We start from the raw sequence: 17474 nt of genomic DNA on the forward strand, positions 1-17474 counted from the left end.
TCGGCTACGCGTCGGACAGGTCTCGAGTCGGGTCCGATTCGGTGTCGAATCCCGTTCAGAGGATGCGGACCAGGATCTCCGAGTGACCGGCACGGACCACATCGCCGTCGGCGAGCTGCCAGTCCTGCACCGGCGCGCCGTTGACGGTGGTGCCGTTGGTGGAACCGAGATCGGACAGCATCGCGACCGCGCCGTCCCAGCGGATGTCGATATGGCGACGTGACACGCCGGTATCCGGGAGCCGGAACTGGGCGTCCTGGCCGCGGCCGATGATGTTGCTGCCTTCGCGGAGCTGGTAGTAGCGGCCGCTGCCGTCCTCGAGCTGGAGGGTCGCGGTCAGCACACGACCCGCGGGAGCACCGGCCGGCGGGTAGGCGGCGCCGCCACCGTAGTTGCGGTCGTCGTAGCCGCCCTGCTGGCCGTAACCCTGCTGGTCGTAACCCTGACCCTGATCCGCGTAACCCGGGTCTGCATAGCCCTGGTTGCCGTAGGCCTGCTGGCCGTACGGCTGCGGCTGGTAGGCCTGGTCGGCGTAGCCCTGGTCGTAGCCACCGGGCTGGCCGTAGCCGTTCTGGTAACGGTTGTCGCCGTAGGGCTGCTGGTAGTCGCGGCCGTACTCCTGGCTGTAGGCCTGCTGCTGGTCGTAGCCGCCACCGTAGTTGCGGTCGTCGTAGCCGCCCTGCTGGGCGTAACCCTGCTGGTCGTAGCCCTGATCGGCGTAACCCTGGTCGTAACCCGCGGCACCGGCGGGCTGGCCGTAGCCGCCCTGCTGGCCGTAACCCTGCGCGTAGCGCTGCTCCTGACCGACGTGCGCGTGACCGTTGCGCGCGTACTGCGGCTCCGCGCGATCGGCGGGCTCGCGGCCGGGTTCGTAGCCGGGGTTTTGCGTCATGGGGGCAACTCCTGGGTCGGGTTTCACGGTCGGGCGATTCTGGGGCGAACGCGAGGCCGGGGCGCGCGCCGGTGAGCGCCCGGTATCGGGATCGACCGAGCCGCGAGTGCGGTACTGCCCTGTGTGCAGCGCCGACGACGACTCGAAGGCAACATTGATCTCACCGTAGGTCTGCCACCCTTGTTCGCGAATGAAGTCCTCAAGGTGACGGGAGAATGCCTTCACCGTCAAGTCCCTGTCTGCTGCCAGGGCCTCATGATCGGATTCGCTGATGGTGATGACGTACTTGTTCGGTGCGAGCATGAGCCCACGATCGAGCTGCTGGACACCATCCGTCGCTTCCTGTTGAAGCGCGGCTTCGACCTCTTGGGGGACCACACCGCCTCCGAAGACGCGCGCGAACGCGTCGCCGATTGCGGCTTGAAGCTTGCGTTCGAAACGCTGCGCGATACCCATGGCGGCCCCCTTCCCAGGTCTGTGCGTGTCGCGATGCAGTTCTCGCCCCTGCATGGTATCGACTTTTCGTCCGATCCGGCTCGGAGGATCGTGAGCGATTGTCCAACTCGGTACCGAGCCCTGTCGTTGGACCCCGAGAAACCCGCCTTGACCAGGCGAATCGTTATATCCGGGGATGATGTGTTACTGTTCTCCAGTCGCTCGGGCGAGTGGCGGAATGGCAGACGCGCTGGCTTCAGGTGCCAGTGTCCTTCGGGACGTGGGGGTTCAAGTCCCCCTTCGCCCACAGAGAGCAGTTCCACGAACTGCGACGAACGAGGTCACGAACTCGAAAGAGGTCGTGACCTCGTTTTCGTATGTGCGGTCGATAGCGGCTCGATTCCGATCGGCCGTTCGATATCGATCCGGCAATCGACGCGGTGAGTGCGAATTCGCTCACGCTGCAGTGTGGGCGAATTCCGAATCGCGCCGTGGATCGAGCGCGACAGCAGCAATTGCGGGTCGGTGTCACCTCGTCGTCAGGTCGAACGTCAGCAGAGAGGGGCGCAGATAGTCCGTCGGATCGACGAGCATGCGCACCTCGGGTGGATTCGGCAGGCTCGCCACTGCCTCGCGCAACCGCGGCTCGTACGCGGCGGCGGGCGCGGAGACGGGTGGGAGCCAGTTGTCGTGATGAGAGGGGACGAACACGGACGGGCGCAGCGCCCGGATGTAGTCGAGTGTGTCGCCGAGGCCGTTCGTGTACTGGTTGTAGCCCTGGATCGACCCGATCTGCACCGATGAGGCGGGCAACTCCCGCAGGGTGTCGAGGACCTGTGGTGCGTCGGTGACGAGCGGCCCCGAACTGTCGTGCCAGGTGAGCACGAAGCCGCCGACCTCGAACTGATACAGCAACGAGCCGCCCTCCTCGTCGCCGGCGTGGTCCGCCAGGTGCTGCAGATCCTGGAGCGTCGGGGGGTGCTCGACGGTCGGCGTGAAGTCGGGCGCGAGGACGAGCGGGGCCTGCTCGCCCCGGGGTGCGCGCAGTCCGGAGTGCAGGTGCCGCACCGCGCGCACGGTCACACCGCCCAGCGTGAATTCGGTCCGATCCAGGGACAACGGATGCGTCCGCAGGTCCGTGGCGGCCTGCTCGTCGAGTTCCCGGCAGTGCTCCTCGGTGCCGACGATCGTCGCGCCGGACAGTGACGCGATCTCGGCTGCGTCGGCGGCATGGTCGAAGTGTCCGTGCCCGATGAAGATGTGGCTCGGCGCCAACGCTGCCAGTTCGGTGGGGCTCGTCGGCACACGATTCGAGAACTCCCCGCGAGGCACCCACGCGTCCAGAAGGAAGACGTCCCCGGCGATCGCCATCGCGAAGCTCGTCACCCCGAACCACGAGAGGATCACCTTGTCGGGATCCACTCCTCCGGTGCGCGGGTCGACGTGCTCGGCTCCGAAGAATCGTTGGCGGGCAGCGATCGTCGGGTTCGCATTCGGCTCGGCAGAGGCCACCGGCCGCGCCGGGGTCACGACGGCGACGGCTGCGGCGGCCGCCGCAGCCACGAAGGTCCGGCGGCTGATCGCATACGAGGACATGGGCGCAGTCTAGGGCGACAGCGATCCTGATCCGAGAATCCACGCGGTGAATGCGAATTCGCTCATGCAACAACGTGAGCGGTTTCCGAATCGCGTCGTGGATCGGGACGAGCCAACCGAACGCAGGCCTCGCGCTACCGGGCCGCGACCGCGGTGCGCATGACCTCGAGGGCCTCCTCCTCATGAACCGGTCCGACGACGGTGACTTCCGCATCGGTCGCCGCGACGACGTCTGCGCAACCGAGGGTGAAATGAGGTCCCTCGGGGAGGATGGTCGAGAACCCTTCGGTCGACGCGGCGAACACGATCCGGGTGATACCGGCCCAGACGCACGCTGCGGCGCACATGGGACACGGTTCGCCGCTCGCGTACATCGTGGCGCCGGCGAATCGGTCGTCGTGCCCGTCGGCGGTTGCCCGGCGGATCGCGACGAGTTCGGCATGTGCGGTGATGTCGCCGGAGGAGGCGACTTCGTTGAGACCTTCGGCGAGCACCTCACCGGTGGCTGCGACCAGGACGGCGCCGAACGGGCGGTTGCCCGACACTGCTGCTTCTGCGGCGAGTTCGAGGCTGCGTGCGAGGAAGCGGGACTCGGGTGCGGGAACGGTCATGCGCTCATCTCTACTCTGGTTCCGATGTCGGCGGCGAGTGCGGCGTCGACGAGGATGCGGGCGGTCACGAGATCCTGCAGGCCGATGCCTACTGAGTTGAAGAGGGTGATGTCCTCGTCGCTGCGGCGGCCGAGCCCGCGATCGAGGACGACGTCGCCGAGTTCGACGGCCACCGCGTCCTCGGTGAGATGTCCTTCGCCGATGGCGAGCAGGACGTCACCGGACTTCGTCAGTGCGGTGGGGCGACTGTCGACGACGAGTCGGGCCGAACCCATTCCGACACCGTTGATCTCACGGTGATCGGCGCGCGGGGGTGCACCCACGGCGTTCAGGTGCAGGCCCGGCCGGAACCACGCGCCGTGGACGATCGGATCCTTCGACGGTGTCAGTGTGCAGACGATGTCGGCGGTCGACAGAACGTCGCGCGGCGATTCGGCGTGTTCGACGCGCAGGTCCAGATCGTGAACACGGCGGCGGAACTCGTCAATGGTCGCAGCGGAGCGGGACCAGACCGATACCTTGTCGATCGATCGGACGCGAGCGATCGCGCGAGTGTGTTCGACGGCGAGTGTGCCGGCACCGATCAAGCCCAGGGTCGTGCTCGAATCCCGTGCGAGGTGTGCGGTGGCGACGGCGCTCGCGGCGGCCGTGCGGACGGCGGTGATGAGCCTTCCGTCGAGGACCGCTTCGCATTCGCCGGTCCGATCCGACATCAGCAGGATGGTCGAGCGTTGGGTGGGTCGACCGGCGGCACGGTTGAACGGCATGTCGGACAGCACTTTCACCGAGCTGGCTCGCTGCCGGGTCGCGACTGCGGCCATCGGCAGGACCGTTCCCCCCTGTTCGAGGGGGAGGACCGCCGGTGCCGGATTGCATGCGGTGCCGGCGGACAGATCGGCGTGGGCGCGTTCGACGGCGTCGTAGACGGCGTGCCGGTCGATCAGGGCCTCGATGTCGGAATGGGTGAGGACGAGGGTCATCTGTTTGTCTGCCTCTCGGATTGATGTTCAGACACGGCCGATGTAGGGGACGGTGAGGCAGGACGGTGCTTTCCGTCCACCCACGAAGCCGCTGACCGCGACGATCGCAATGAGGTAGGGCAGCATCACGAGCACGGCGTAGGGGATGTTCACCCCGATCGCGGGGAGCGCGAACTGCATTGCACGGGCGACACCGAAGAACAATGCAGCCCAGAGGATTCCGGACACCTTCCATCGACCGGCGATCACGGCCACGACGGCGAGGTAGCCCATACCCGCAGTCATGTTCTCGCTGAACGAGCGGACCTCCGAGAGCGCGAGGTGAGCGCCGGCGAGGCCACCGGCTGCGGATGCGATGAGCACCCCCGCGACACGGATGCGGTTGACGGCCAGCCCGGTCCAGCCCGCAGACGTCGCGTCTTCACCGACGGCGTCGATCCTGATCCCGGGCATGGTGCGGCGGGAGAAGATCACTGCCAGTGCGGCGATGACCGCCAGGCAGAAGTAGCCGAGGAGGGTTTGCCCGAACACCGCGGGACCGATGATCGGCAGGTCGCTCAGGACCGGAATCCGGACGTCGGCGAAGGCGGGCACGTTCTGGCCCTTTCCGGCGTCGAGCAGGACCCGCGCCCCGAAGGTGGTGAGACCGAGGGCCAGTGCGTTGGCTGCGACACCGACGACGATCTGGTCGGCACGGAGCCGCACGCTCAGCAGTGCCTGGGCGAAACCGAAGATCAGGCCCGCGACGACGCCGGCGACCGCACCGAGCACTGCCGATCCGGTGCTGACCGAGGCGAGCACGCCGGCGAACGCTCCGGTGAGCATCATTCCTTCCATGCTCAGGTTGAGCACCCCGGCGCGTTCGGAGATCGATTCGCCGGTGGCTGCGAGCAGTAGGGGTATGGCGAATGCCACTCCGCCGGTGAGTACTTCGGTGATCATTGCGGTGTTCATACGAGCACCTCCCTGGCGGGGGCTTCGGTGTGGACCTCGGGACGGGATTTGCGTTGCGGCTTGGAGGTACTCGTCCACCATGCGGCACCGGCGATGAGGATGATCAGCAGGCTCTGGACGACGGTGATCGTGGACGCGGGTACTCCGGCGGCGAGTTGGAGGTTGATACCGCCGGAGACCAGGAAGCCGAACAGTGTGGAGACCGCGATGACGGCGGTCATCGATCCCCGAGCGAGGAGTCCGACGACCAGTCCGCTGAACCCGAATCCGGAGGAGAATCCGTCGGCGAGGACGAACGGTGCGGAGGCGACGAGCAGTCCTCCGGCCAGCCCGGAGAAACCGCCCGCCGCGGCGAGCCCGAGGAACGCGGTGCGATCGACGGGGACGCCGAATCGGGCCGAAGCGGTGCCGGACAGTCCCACGCTCCGCAGCCGAAGTCCGGTGATCGTGTGGTGCAACATGATTCCCACTGCGATCACCGAGATCACGGCGATCACGATCGCGATCGTGGCCGGGTTCCTGTCCAGGCCCAGCAACGGAAGGCGCGCCGAGACTGCCAGCGGTTCGGACTGGGGCAGGGTCTCCGAGGACGTCATCGGCTGGCGCAACAGCGACGGTTCCTGGACCATCAGCACCACCAATGCCAGGCCGACGAAGTTCAGCAGCAGGGTGGTGATGATCTCGCTGGTGCCGCGGCGGATCCGCAGCCAGGCCGCGATTCCCGCCCAAGCCGCACCTGCGAGGACGGCGGCGAGCAGAGCAGCGGCGAGACCGAGGGGGACCGGCACCGAATCGGGGATCGAGACCCCGACTGCGGTGGCGGCGATACCGCCCAGGCAGATCTGGCCTTCACCACCGACGTTGACGAGCCCGGCCCGGTAGGCGACGGTGAATCCGGCTGCCACCAGCATCAGGAGCGCGGCGTTGTTGAGCGAGGTTCCGATCGCGAACGGCGATCCCAAGGTTCCGTCGACGAGCGCGTCGACGACCGTTCCGGGGTCGGCTCCGGCGGTGGCAGCCAGAGCCAGACCCGCGACGGCCGATACGACCAGGGCGCCGAGGGCGATCACCAGCGGGTGGCGCAGGTGCAGATGTTGTATCGACGGCAGGAGGCGCAGCCGCGGGCGGCGGTCGGGTGTGATGGAGGTGGTCATGCGGGGACTCCGGTCATGAGGCTGCCGATATCGGTTGCGGCAGTGGGTGAGTCGGTGCGCACAGATCCCAGTAGTGCGCCGCGATAGGCCACGACGATCCGGTCGCACACGGTCAGCAGTTCGTCGATTTCGCTGGAGGTGATCAGGACCGCGGTACCGTTGTCGGCCGCGTCGCGCAATCGGTCGAGCACGAACGCGACTGCACCGGCGTCCAGGCCCCGGGTGGGTTGCGCGGCGATAACGACACGCAATCCGGCAGTGGACAATTCGCGGGCAAGGACGACCTTCTGCTGGTTGCCGCCGGACAGTGAACCGATCGGCGCGTCCGGATCCGAGGCCCTGATCGAGTACTCGGCAATCGCGTCGGCGGCGTCGGCGCGCATCCGGTTCCGATCGAGCAGCCCCCACCGGCGGTACTGCCGCAGCCGGGGCATCGCGAGGTTCTCGGCGATCGACAGGTCGGCGATCATTCCTTCGGCGTGCCGGTCCTCGGGAATCACCGCCATGCCCGCGGCGGTCCGTTGCGCCGGCGATGCATCGGTGATATCCGTGCCGTCCAGGGTCACCGTGCCGCTGTCGGCGGTCAGCGACCCTGACAGCACGGCGGTCAGTTCGGACTGTCCGTTGCCCTCGACGCCTGCGATACCTACGATCTCGCCGCGTCCGATGCCCAACTCCACGTCCGACAGTGCGGTACTGCCGTCCGGGCGGGTCACGTCGAGACCGCTCACCCGCAGGACGGCATCGGCGTCGCTGTGGGTATCGCGGCGCCGTCGTAGGCCGGCGGCGGGGTCGATCGGTTCCTTGTCGCCCAGCATCAGTTTCAGCAGCGAGGACAGCGGCACGTCGGCGAGCCGTCCTCCACCGACGACGGTGCCTCCGCGCAGGACGGTGGCCTCGTCGGCGGCGCGGGCGACTTCACCGAGCTTGTGGGTGATGAGGACGACCGACTTGCCGTCCGCGGCAAGGGCGGCGCACGTGGCGATCAGTGCGTCGATCTCGGAGGGATCGAGCACTGCGGTCGGTTCGTCGAGCAGGATCAGCCGTGGGTCACGCAGCAGGGCCTTGACGATCTCCACTCGCTGGCGGGCCCCGACGGTCAGCTCGCCGACCGTGGCCTTCGGGTCGACACTCAGACCGTAGTTGTCTGCGATGCGGTCGAGGTCGTCCGACAGCCGGCCCCGCGGCGGACGGAAGCCGTCGCGCCCCAGCAGCAGATTGTCGGCGACGGTCATCGTGGGGATCAGCGAGAAGTGCTGATGCACCATCGCGACCCCTGCCTGCAGAGCGTCCGACGGATTGCGTGGCCGGTAGTCGGCGCCGGCCAGGGTCATGCTGCCGGTATCGGGAGAGACGGTGCCGTAGACGGTGTTGCACAGGGTCGATTTCCCGGCACCGTTCTCTCCCAGAATGCAGTGCACGGAACCAGGTTTCACGGTCAGTGTCACCGCGTCCAGGGCGCGCACCGAGCCGAACGATTTCCCGATCCCGTTCATCGACAGCAGCGCGGTGGTGGTGGTCATCGTCATCGCCTCTCGTTCGGCTTCCGGCCGTCAGTAGGGCTGGACCGCGCCGGAGACGATCGCCGCCTCCGCATCGGACAATGCCCGGGCGACAGCCGGATCGGTCGAGCACACGATGAATTCGCTGCCGCCCTTGTCGGTCGTCACGCCGAACGGAACCTGCGCGGCCGTCCACGTGCCGTCGAGCACCGAGGACACCGCGTACTCGATTTCGGTGCCGATATCGGTGCGCACGAAGCCGGCGTAGACGGTGTTCGCGCAGTCACCCGGGATGGGCCCGCCGTTGAAACGGTTGCCCGATTCCCGCGCGGCCTGCTCGATGCCCTGCTTGCCGAGGTTGACGATCTGACCCAGTACGTCGGCACCACCGGCATAGGCGGCACCGGCGGCCTGCTTGGCCTTGGCCGGGTCGTTGAAGTCACCCACGTACTGCGGTGCGAGGACCTTGACGTCCGGCCGGACGAACCGAGCGCCGTTACCGAATGCGCTGGCGGCGTTCACGATCGCCGGAAGTTCCACCCCGCCGACGAACCCGACCGTCCCGTTCTTCGACGACATGGCGGCGACGGCACCGGACAGGAATTCGGCCTCGGCCTGCTGCGGGTCGTAGTAGGCCAGGTTCGGCAACGGTTCGGCGTCGGCGGGCCCGCCGATCTCCACGAACTTGACGTCGGGGAACTGCGGGGCGACCGCGCGCAGGTCGGCGTCGGTCTGCCCACCGACCGAGATCACCAGATCGTTCTGGGAGGCGAAGCGCTGCAGCGCCTGCTGATAGTCGGCGGCGGCGACCTGCTCGACGTAACTGACGTCGATCCTGTCCCCGTATTCGGCCTGGATGCGTTCCACGCCTGCGAATCCCGACTGCATGAATCCCGTGTCGTTGATCGATCCGGGCAGGAAGACGCCGACGGACAGGACGTCGTCGGACGAGTCCGCGTCAGAAGTTCCGCACGCGCTCAGTCCCACTGTCAGAAGACCAGTGGCTGCGACGGACATGACCTTGGTGGCGGTGGTGACCTTCATAGGGCTTCTCCCGATTCATCGATACCGATTAGCGGTATACCGTTACGAGAAGCGTGGTCCCGATCCATTTCTGTCAGATTGCGAGGCTGTAAGAATTCCATTACTGGTATACCGCTATTTTTCGGTGTCTATGCTGGTGACAGGCACGAAGAGGAAAGAGGTCGAACGTGACAACCGCAGTGGACGCAGCAAGCCGGAAGTCGCTACGGGACGTCGCCTATGACGAACTACGCTCCCGCATCATCGGCCTGGACCTCGCTCCGGGTACCCGTCTGATCGAGCGCGATCTTGCCGAGGAGCTGGCCGTCTCGCGCATTCCGCTGCGCGAAGCGATGCAGCGATTGGAACGGGACGGGCTGGTCGTCGTGGTGCCGCGCCAGGGTGCGATCGTCTCGCCGTTCACCGTCGACGACGTCCGGGACCTCTTCGACGTCCGCGAGAACCTCGAGGTTCTCGCAGCGCGACTGGCCGCCGAACGCGCCGACGAGGAGGGCCTGGCAGCTCTTGCCGCTCAACTGGATACAGCACGCGACGCGACCGAACGCGGCGACAAGGCTGCCATCGCCGCGGCGAACGCGAAGTTCCACGCCCTCATCGTCGATCTCGCCGCCAACCCGCTACTCGAATCGATCCTGCAACCGCTGGAAGCCCGGACACAGTGGCTGTTCCATCTGACCAAGGAGCGCGACGCCACGGTGCAATGCCGCGAACACGAGGAGCTGCTGGCCGCCATCGCCGACCACGACCCCGACCGGGCTGCCGAATCCGCTTTCCACCACGTGCATTCCGGACGCGAGGCCAGCCTGAGAATGGCCGCCGAATGGTCCGATGTCGACATCGACCCGGTACACCTCACCAAGGGCCGGCGACGCGGCGGCTCGTGACCATTTGGCGGGCCCACTACCGGTAAGGCGCTGGGACCTTCGCGATGAATCGGAGAAGGTGCTGGTCGGACCGGATCGACTATCCTTCAGCCGCTTCGAATTCGAGCTCGCCGAGCTGGCCGAGCCGGCTCTTGATTCGTTCGATGTCGACGGGTAACCGGCCGCTGCCGGCGAACGCGTCCAGCGGCGTGGTCGCGAGGAAAACGGTGGTGATGTCGCAGTCGTACAGCACGTCGACCACGTTGGCGAAGCGTTGCGCCGGCTCACGTCCTGTGGCTCGAAGGTCGGGCACTCCGCTGACGACCCAGGTACCGAATTGTCGTGCGAGGGCGAGGTAGTCGACCGGGGCCGTGGTGTTTTCGCACAGGTCGGCGAAGTCGACCCACAGGCACCCCTCCGCTGCGCGCAGGGCACGGACGGGATGCCCGGCCGGTGCGAGGACTGTGCGTTCGTCGGGAGTCGGCGAGCGCAGTCCCAGTCGGTCTCTCTGCTCCTGCGTGCCGGGGCTGACCCACCATCCGGCGGCGAAACCGGCCTCGTGACCGGAGGCGGTGCGGTAGTCCACAGGCCCGTCGACGGTGACGACGGTGAAGAACTGCTCGATCATCTCGATCGAGGGGATGAAGTCGTCGTGGAACAGCGGGTTGGGCATCAGGGATCGAGGCGGGTAGTTCGAAGTCAGGATCACCCGGATCTGCCGATCGAGAAGGGCGGGCAGGAGACGGGCGATGAACTTGCCGTCCGCGGGGTCGTGGACGTGGAACTCGTCGAAGCACACGAGATCCACCCCGCCCAACAGCTCGTCCAGAGCAGCGGCAAGGTTGTTGCGGTGCCGTCGGATGCCCAGATGCAGGTCGCGGAAGAACTCGTGGAAGTGAACCCGCATCTTCCGGTCGGTCGGCAGCGCGGCGAAGTACGTCGCCATCAGCCAGCTCTTGCCCCGTCCGACGGGACCCCACAGATACAGATTCCGATCGCCGGCGGCGAGGGCGGCCGCGGTCTCCAGCTGCGATCCGTCGAGGGTGAATCCCAGATCTTGTGCAGCGGTATCGAATGCAGCGCCGTCTACGAGCAGGGAACCACGTGGCGGTGACGTTCTGCGAGTCCGACGCATGGCTCGAAACTCTAGCATCGTAGAGTCTCGGGGAATGGAGGTGGATATGGCTGAACGTCGCTCCCGTCGAGAGCTGATCTGCGAGGCCGCGTTGGACCTGGCTGCCGAGGGTGGCAACCATGCGCTCACGCACCAGGGCATCGATGCACGCCTCGGTCTGGCCCGGGGCTCGACGTCGTACTACTACCGCACCCGTCACGCCCTGGTGTCCGCCGCGATCGCGCACCTGGCGCGCCGGTCCCGGGAACACTTCGACAGCGCCGCCTCCATCGTCCGGCCGCCCACCATCGAAGCGGCCGGGAATCTGATCGCGGACCAGCTCGAAACGCTGGTGACGGACCGACGCAGGGACGTCCTTGCCCGATACGCGCTCGTCGTCGACGCGGCCGCCGACGACGAGCTGAGGACAGGTCTGGCGTCGTGCCTGTTTTCGCTTCCCGCCGCGACCGCACTGATGGATGCCCTCGGCGCATCAGGACCTCCGGATGCCGCGCGCGACCTCATCAGTCTGCTCGAAGGGATGGTGTCCGATTTCGCGTTCGGGACAAGGGTTCTCGCACCAGGTGATTCGTTCGCCGAGCATCGCGAGTCGCTGCGGACCACGATCCGCCTGTGGATAGGCACTCTCGTTACGAGCCGATGACATCCGCGTTCGAGGTCACTCGGAAGGCGGGCTATCGACCGAGAATGCTGCGGCGTGCCCGGGCCCGTAAAGGGGCTTCGAGCCTGCTCGAGACGAAACTGCCCCGGATCGTATCCGGGAACAGGGACGTATGGGCTCGCGAGTCCACCGCCCGGTGCCCCGGCCCGACGTAAGCTCGAAAACGGACGGAAGTCCGAACCGTGCAGAGCTGCACTCGGAGGTCAGGACCGAAGTAGACGATGGCCGATACAGATCCCTTCGCGACGCAACGTGGCGTGGCCGGAACGGTCTCCGCGGAGCTGGAGGACGTCGGTTTCGAGGATCCGCAAGAGGTCGGCCGCGGCGGATTCGGCGTGGTCTACCGGTGCACTCAGCCTTCGCTGGACCGCGTCGTCGCGGTGAAGGTCCTCACGGCCGATCTGGACGAGGACAACCGCGCCCGATTCCTGCGTGAGCAGCGCGCCGCCGGCCGCTTGACCGGTCACCCCAACATCGTCAACATCCTGCAGGCCGGCATCACCGCCAACGGCCGGCCCTTCATCGTGATGCCCTTCGAATCCCAGGGCTCGCTCGAGACGCGGATTCGCCGGCAGGGCCCGCTCCCGCTGGAGGACGTCCTGCGGATCGGGGTCAAGATGGCCGGCGCGCTCGAGGCGGCCCATGCTGTCGGCATCATTCATCGCGATGTGAAGCCCGCGAACATCTTGTTCACGGACTACGGCGAGCCGGCGTTGACGGACTTCGGTATCGCTCACGTCGCGGGTGATTTCCGGACAGCCGTCGGGGTGCTCACCGGTTCGCCGGCGTTCACCGCACCGGAGGTGTTCAACGGTGCGCCACCGAGCGCCGCCGCCGACGTCTACGGGCTCGGGGCCACCCTGTTCGCGGCGGCCACCGGTCACGCCGCGTTCGAACGTCGCAGCGGTGAGCAGGTGGTCGCGCAGTTCGTGCGGATCGCCACGGAGCCGGTCCCGGATCCTCGTGACCACGGGGTCGCCGCCGACGTCAGTGCTCTGATCGGGGCCGCAATGGCCGGCGACCCGGACGACCGCCCGTCCGTGGTCGAGCTGGGGGGCAGGCTTCGCGAGGCGCAACGATCACACGGATTCTCCGTGGACGACATGACCGCGAGCGCGGGTGCCGGAGTTCCTGTCTACGCCTCGAGCACGGCGGGAGAGGCCACCCGGCCACCGACGGCGCGGACCGGCCGCACGCGAGACCTTCCGCTGGAGCTGACGAGCTTCGTCGACCGCCGCGAAGAGCTGGGGAAGGCCAAGAACCTCCTGGCGACCGCCCGTCTGGTGACGCTGGTCGGGGTCGGTGGGGTGGGCAAGACCCGTCTCGCGCTGAGAATCGCCCATCAGATGCGCGCCGCGTTCGCCGACGGTGTGTTCCTCGTCGAACTGGCCGAGCTGCAGGACGAATCCCTCCTGGTCGACGTGGTCGCCGGTGCGATCGGTCTGCGCGATCAGTCGACCACGCCGCTGAAGGTGGTCCTCGAGAACTACCTCGCGAAGCGGGAGGTGCTGCTCGTCCTCGACAACTGTGAGCATCTGATCGACGCGGTCGCGCATGTCGCGGAGTCGCTGCTGCGCGCGGGGCCGGGATTGCGGATCCTCGCGACCAGTCGTGAGCGGATCGGCATCGGCGGCGAGGTGGTGCTGCCGCTGGCGCCGCTGCCGATCCCCGATCTCGAGAATCTCCCGGCACGAGGACACCGCAACGACGCGATGACGCTGTTCGTCGAGCGGGCCGCCGCGGCGGTGCCCGGCTTCGTGGCCGGTGACGACGACGCGCTCACGATCGCCAAGATCTGCCGTCGTCTCGAAGGCCTGCCGCTGTCGATCGAACTCGCCGCCGCCGGGCTGCGGGCGATATCGCCGGAGCAGGTGTTGCAGCGGCTCAGCGACCGCTACGCGCTGCTCACCCGGGGTAGCAGGGATGCACCCGAGCGGCAACAGACGCTGAGGATGTGCGTCGACTGGAGCTACGAACTGTGCACACCGCTGGAACAGCGGATGTGGGCGCGTCTGTCGGTGTTCGTCGGAGGGTTCGAACTCGATGCCGCCGAGCACATCTGCGGCTCGGAGTTCTCCGCGGAGGATGTCTTCGACGCGGTGTCCAACCTCGTCGACAAGTCGATCCTGATCCGCGAGCAGTCCGGTCCGGTCGCGCGGTTCCGGATGCTCGAGACGATCCGGGAGTACGGACAGGAGAAGGCATCCGAGGCAGGTGATCTCGCGGATCTGCGACGGGCGTACCGCGACTGGTACGAGCAGCTGGCGCGGGACGCGGAGGCCGACTGGATCGGCCCGCGACAGCTCGATTGGATGAAGCGGCTCACCACGGAACTGGCCAACATACGGCAGGCGCTGGACTTCTGTGCCTCCGACGACCCGGAGGCCGGGGTCCGGATGGCGGGGGCGTTGTTCCCCTATTGGTTTTCGCGGAGTCTCATCGGCGAGTGCGGTCGCTGGTGTCACCGGATGCTGGAACAGGCGGTGGCGAAGCCGAGCGTCGACCGGGCGAAGGCGGCATTCGTGGAAAGCGCGATGGCCGGGCTGCAGGGAGATTCGGACGCCTCGGTGATCGTGATGCGGAACGAGCGCGCGTTGGCGGAAGGGACGACGGACCCCCTCCTGCTGGCGTATCTCGATCTCGGCGACGCCTACGGCACCCTGTTCAGTGGTGACCTTCAGCGCACGTGTGAATGGTTCGAAGGCGCATTGTCGACCTTCACGGATCTGAACGATGTCCTCTACCAAGTGGTTCCCCGCATCGGCATGGGACTGGCCTACGAAATCGTCGGTCGGACCGACCTGGCGATCAGCTGCTACGAGCGTGCCCTCGAGATCACCGAGGCTCGCGGTGAGTCCGTACACAGATCGTATGCGCAGTGGGCACTGGCGGTCGTGGTGTGGCGTCAGGGCGACCGCGACCGCGCGGAACAGCTTCTACAGCAATCACTTCGGATTGCGCGCAAGTACACGCCACGGCTCAACATCAGTTTGGTCCTTCAGGTGCTCTCATGGATCGCGATGGCGGATCGCAATGCCGAACGCGCGGTGGTCCTGGCCGCGGCCGCCGACCACCTGAGCCAGTCGATCGGAAGTCCGTCCGTGGTTGTGCCCGGTCTTGCCGAGAACCACGAAATGACTCTGCGTGCCGCGCGTGATGCACTGAGTTCGAGGGCGTTCGAGGCCGCTCGCCGGAAGGGCGAAGCGCTCGGCGTCACCGGCGCGGTCGCGTATGCGCTCGGGGAAAACTCCGGCGGATCCGGGTCGAAGTCTCCCCTCGCAAGTGCCCCGACGAAGCGGGAACTCGAGGTCGCCGGGCTGGTCGCCGAGGGACTGACGAACAGGGAGATCGCGGAGCGTCTGACGATCTCGCTCCGTACCGCGCAGGGACACGTCGAGCGTCTTCTGGGGAAGCTCGGATTCGCCAGGCGTTCCCAGATCGCGGTGTGGTTCACCGAGCAACGCGACTCCGGCGAGTGATCGGGAGTTTTTCCGGCGACACGAACGCGTGTTCGAGTTGACCCTCGACGCCACCCGTGGGACCATCCCTGCACCGGCCTGAATACAGGTCGACCCCGGAAGGTGCTACCAACACCGACCGGGGTCTGGGCACACGACAGATAGGCACTGTCATGCACCGTACGGTGGATTCTATCCACACGCCCCGCAGAGGCGTGCACGAGCAACGAGCCGCGAGCGCCTTCCGCGCCGGCCCGCACATCACCTGGCCACCAGGTTCGTATCCGACGTCCTGACCACGCAGCCCCTCGATCCCGCGACCCGCGGTCCGATCGAGGGGCTCGAGGTGTTCTCCGTCTGCCTCGGTGTGGGCACGGGCCGTTCCGGTGACCGTGGCGCATCGGGCGGGCGTCGTCGCTCGTCTCCCAGAGTCCGACGTCAGCGCTTCGACGCTGCGAACCGGGTGCCATTCCCGTGTTTCGAAACCGACTGGGCGCCAGTAACCCTCGTCTCCACAGCTGGTGGTGGAGCACCCGATCGTGCGGGTCGACACGAACGACCGGGTCCAGTACCTGCCGCACGTCCGCCGCGACGTGGGGCTACGAGTGCTGGCCGAGACGGTCTATCGGGGCATGGCGACCGGGCAGCGTTGGGGAAGGGGCCGGAGCAAGCTCAGGGACCCGTAGGGTCTCCGATCGGTCGGGGGCAGCCGCCCGCAGGGCGTCCGTCGATCTCCGGTTGTTCGAGCTCGGTCGGCTCACTGCAGGATTCGGGGACCGAGTTGGTGGGTGAGTTCGAGAGCCAGCATGAGTGCCAATCGGTGTTCACCGGGGTGGTGGCCGAGCAGTTCGGTTGCGCGGGCGACTCGTTGCAGGACGGTGTTGCGGTGCGTGTGCAGGCGAACCGCCGCCCGCGGGGCGTTGTCGGCTTCCTCGAGGTAGATCCGCAGGGTTTCGCGAAGGCGGGCGGCCGCGGGTGTGTCCGCCGCCAGAGGTCCGAGCGTGCTGGTGACGAATTCCGTTGCGCGGTCCGGGTCCTGGGCGGTCAACGCGGTGACTTCCAGGTCCCGGTACAGCGCGAGCCGGGCACCGCCGGGGTGACCGGCCAGCAGCCGCTGGATGGACACCGCGGCGGCATGTGATCGGCGGAATCCGGTGATGCCGGGTCGGGTGGGGCCCACCGCGACGCGGATGTGGGATTGCGCGTGCGCGAGGGCGTTTCGCATCGCCTCGTACGAGACGTCGGACTCGGTACCCAGCCACGCCCACAGGGCGGAGGTTCCCGCGGGGAGGGTGAGGGGACCGCGAGCACCGACGGCACGCGCCAGGACGGTGGCAGCCGACTCCAGAGCGCCCTGGATTTCGCCGACCGGTTGGGACCACAACACCAGCGCGGTGTGACGACGGGAGAGGTCGTACCCGAGTCGTTCGCCGGCCCGGGAACCGTCGATCGGCGCGCCGTCCAGGATCAGCCGGACCGTCTCGGTGCGGCGTGCGAGAGCGCCGCCGAGCACCTGTTCCCGCTCCCGTTGCGCTTCGGCGAGGACGCAGGCCACGACGTGGTCGACGTACTCGAATACGCGTTGCGAGGAGGCGTTCAGCAGTTCCATCAGCAGAGGGCTCGCCGGAACGAGCGCGGCGGCGAGTTTCATGTAGCGTTGCCAGGCGACGTTCTGCCCGCGACGGTAGGCCTGGAAGATCACGTCGAATTCGATGCCGCGTCGAGCAACGGTGCGGGCGATGTCGAGCGCTTCGGGCGGGACGTCGATCGGTGCGGTTCCACCTTCCCGTCGGGTGAGGGTGGTGAGCAGACGCAGTGCGTTCGCGCGGTTGCTCGCCGACATGTCCGCTGCGATCGCGGCATCCGTACCCAGTGCGGGGGTCAGGTCGACCACGGCGGCGTCCATCGCCTCGACCAGTTGGTCGAGCTCGGCGAGCATCGCCTCGGCCACCTCACCCATCAGTTCGATGACCTCGGGGGATTCCCCGGTCATGAGCAAATTGTGCCATCGCACATATCGAACCGGAAAGACTGAGCGTAGGCACATTCTTCTCCGATGGATCCGGCCGTAACGTGAAGTGCATCACGTTCGACAAGGAGGAATCTCAATGAAGTTGTCAAGCCGCCGCGACGGTAGACGCGGGCTGGTAGACCGCCTCGTCGCGGAGCATCGCCCACAACACGTTCAC

At 67.2% G+C, this 17474-nt stretch carries 13 protein-coding genes and 1 tRNA gene; 4 read left to right on the top strand and 10 right to left on the bottom strand.

The genetic code is table 11. From position 1 onward, the window contains the following. Positions 1–55 precede the first annotated feature (55 nt). Entirely contained in the window at positions 56–1348 is a 1293-nt protein-coding gene (locus ACWDTS_RS20160) for a DUF3662 and FHA domain-containing protein (RefSeq protein WP_450110080.1), read from the bottom strand. A 203-nt stretch (positions 1349–1551) separates the two neighbouring features. On the opposite strand from ACWDTS_RS20160, the gene ACWDTS_RS20165 reads away from it, so the two are divergent. Then, positions 1552–1634: transfer RNA gene (locus ACWDTS_RS20165), tRNA-Leu, on the top strand. Between the two features lie 221 nt (positions 1635–1855). Here the strand turns inward: ACWDTS_RS20165 and ACWDTS_RS20170 are convergent. The 7 genes from ACWDTS_RS20170 to ACWDTS_RS20200 form a co-directional block, all read right to left on the bottom strand. Beyond that, positions 1856–2923 carry an MBL fold metallo-hydrolase gene (locus tag ACWDTS_RS20170; RefSeq protein WP_450110079.1) on the bottom strand — a complete coding sequence of 356 codons (1068 nt, stop codon included), beginning with the start codon at positions 2921–2923 and terminating at the stop codon, positions 1856–1858. 134 nt (positions 2924–3057) lie between these two features. After that, the gene (locus ACWDTS_RS20175) at positions 3058–3534 is read right to left on the bottom strand and encodes a nucleoside deaminase (protein WP_450110078.1); all 477 of its coding nucleotides are present in this window, start codon (positions 3532–3534) and stop codon (positions 3058–3060) included. Next, positions 3531–4514 (bottom strand): ornithine cyclodeaminase family protein, encoded by a 984-nt coding sequence (locus tag ACWDTS_RS20180; RefSeq protein ID WP_450118889.1) that lies wholly within the window; start codon positions 4512–4514, stop codon positions 3531–3533. The genes ACWDTS_RS20175 and ACWDTS_RS20180 overlap by 4 nt, the downstream gene beginning before the upstream one ends. A gap of 27 nt (positions 4515–4541) precedes the next feature. Next, positions 4542–5468: an ABC transporter permease gene (locus ACWDTS_RS20185; protein ID WP_450118890.1), complete on the bottom strand. Its 927-nt coding sequence runs from the start codon at positions 5466–5468 to the stop codon at positions 4542–4544. Further along, on the bottom strand, positions 5465–6622 hold the full coding sequence (locus ACWDTS_RS20190) for an ABC transporter permease (protein WP_450110075.1): 1158 nt from the start codon (positions 6620–6622) through the stop codon (positions 5465–5467). Before ACWDTS_RS20190 ends, ACWDTS_RS20185 begins: the two co-directional genes overlap by 4 nt. Continuing rightward, positions 6619–8145: an ABC transporter ATP-binding protein gene (locus tag ACWDTS_RS20195; RefSeq protein ID WP_450110074.1), complete on the bottom strand. Its 1527-nt coding sequence runs from the start codon at positions 8143–8145 to the stop codon at positions 6619–6621. Before ACWDTS_RS20195 ends, ACWDTS_RS20190 begins: the two co-directional genes overlap by 4 nt. Before the next feature lie 30 nt (positions 8146–8175). Next, entirely contained in the window at positions 8176–9168 is a 993-nt protein-coding gene (locus tag ACWDTS_RS20200; protein WP_248676436.1) for a BMP family protein, read from the bottom strand. A 167-nt stretch (positions 9169–9335) separates the two neighbouring features. On the opposite strand from ACWDTS_RS20200, the gene ACWDTS_RS20205 reads away from it, so the two are divergent. Beyond that, on the top strand, positions 9336–10052 hold the full coding sequence (locus ACWDTS_RS20205) for a GntR family transcriptional regulator (RefSeq protein ID WP_197257758.1): 717 nt from the start codon (positions 9336–9338) through the stop codon (positions 10050–10052). Positions 10053–10131: 79 nt separating this feature from the next. On the opposite strand, the gene zapE is transcribed toward ACWDTS_RS20205, so the two are convergent. Then, positions 10132–11166: a cell division protein ZapE gene (zapE, locus tag ACWDTS_RS20210; RefSeq protein WP_450110073.1), complete on the bottom strand. Its 1035-nt coding sequence runs from the start codon at positions 11164–11166 to the stop codon at positions 10132–10134. 46 nt (positions 11167–11212) lie between these two features. Between zapE and ACWDTS_RS20215 the strand changes: the two genes are divergently transcribed. Both ACWDTS_RS20215 and ACWDTS_RS20220 read left to right on the top strand, forming a co-directional pair. After that, positions 11213–11809 (top strand): TetR/AcrR family transcriptional regulator, encoded by a 597-nt coding sequence (locus tag ACWDTS_RS20215; RefSeq protein WP_450110072.1) that lies wholly within the window; start codon positions 11213–11215, stop codon positions 11807–11809. 239 nt (positions 11810–12048) lie between these two features. Then, a complete protein-coding gene (locus ACWDTS_RS20220) occupies positions 12049–15306 on the top strand; it encodes a protein kinase domain-containing protein (protein ID WP_450110071.1) in 3258 nt (1085 codons plus the stop codon). A gap of 736 nt (positions 15307–16042) precedes the next feature. On the opposite strand, the gene ACWDTS_RS20225 is transcribed toward ACWDTS_RS20220, so the two are convergent. Then, positions 16043–17278, bottom strand: coding sequence for a PucR family transcriptional regulator (locus ACWDTS_RS20225; RefSeq protein WP_450110070.1), 1236 nt, complete (start codon positions 17276–17278; stop codon positions 16043–16045). Between the last annotated feature and the right edge of the window lie 196 nt (positions 17279–17474).

The organism is Rhodococcus sp. NPDC003383 (assembly GCF_053589115.1).

Excerpts from the sequence above, each read along its gene's own strand:
- ACWDTS_RS20160 (WP_450110080.1), bottom strand. The coding sequence starts at position 1,348 with ATGGGTATCGCGCAGCGTTTCGAACGCAAGCTTCAAGCCGCAATCGGC.
- ACWDTS_RS20170 (WP_450110079.1), bottom strand. The coding sequence starts at position 2,923 with ATGTCCTCGTATGCGATCAGCCGCCGGACCTTCGTGGCTGCGGCGGCC.
- ACWDTS_RS20175 (WP_450110078.1), bottom strand. The coding sequence starts at position 3,534 with ATGACCGTTCCCGCACCCGAGTCCCGCTTCCTCGCACGCAGCCTCGAA.
- ACWDTS_RS20180 (WP_450118889.1), bottom strand. The coding sequence starts at position 4,514 with ATGACCCTCGTCCTCACCCATTCCGACATCGAGGCCCTGATCGACCGG.
- ACWDTS_RS20185 (WP_450118890.1), bottom strand. The coding sequence starts at position 5,468 with ATGAACACCGCAATGATCACCGAAGTACTCACCGGCGGAGTGGCATTC.
- ACWDTS_RS20190 (WP_450110075.1), bottom strand. The coding sequence starts at position 6,622 with ATGACCACCTCCATCACACCCGACCGCCGCCCGCGGCTGCGCCTCCTG.
- ACWDTS_RS20195 (WP_450110074.1), bottom strand. The coding sequence starts at position 8,145 with ATGACCACCACCACCGCGCTGCTGTCGATGAACGGGATCGGGAAATCG.
- ACWDTS_RS20200 (WP_248676436.1), bottom strand. The coding sequence starts at position 9,168 with ATGAAGGTCACCACCGCCACCAAGGTCATGTCCGTCGCAGCCACTGGT.
- zapE (WP_450110073.1), bottom strand. The coding sequence starts at position 11,166 with ATGCGTCGGACTCGCAGAACGTCACCGCCACGTGGTTCCCTGCTCGTA.
- ACWDTS_RS20215 (WP_450110072.1), top strand. The coding sequence starts at position 11,213 with ATGGCTGAACGTCGCTCCCGTCGAGAGCTGATCTGCGAGGCCGCGTTG.
- ACWDTS_RS20220 (WP_450110071.1), top strand. The coding sequence starts at position 12,049 with ATGGCCGATACAGATCCCTTCGCGACGCAACGTGGCGTGGCCGGAACG.
- ACWDTS_RS20225 (WP_450110070.1), bottom strand. The coding sequence starts at position 17,278 with ATGACCGGGGAATCCCCCGAGGTCATCGAACTGATGGGTGAGGTGGCC.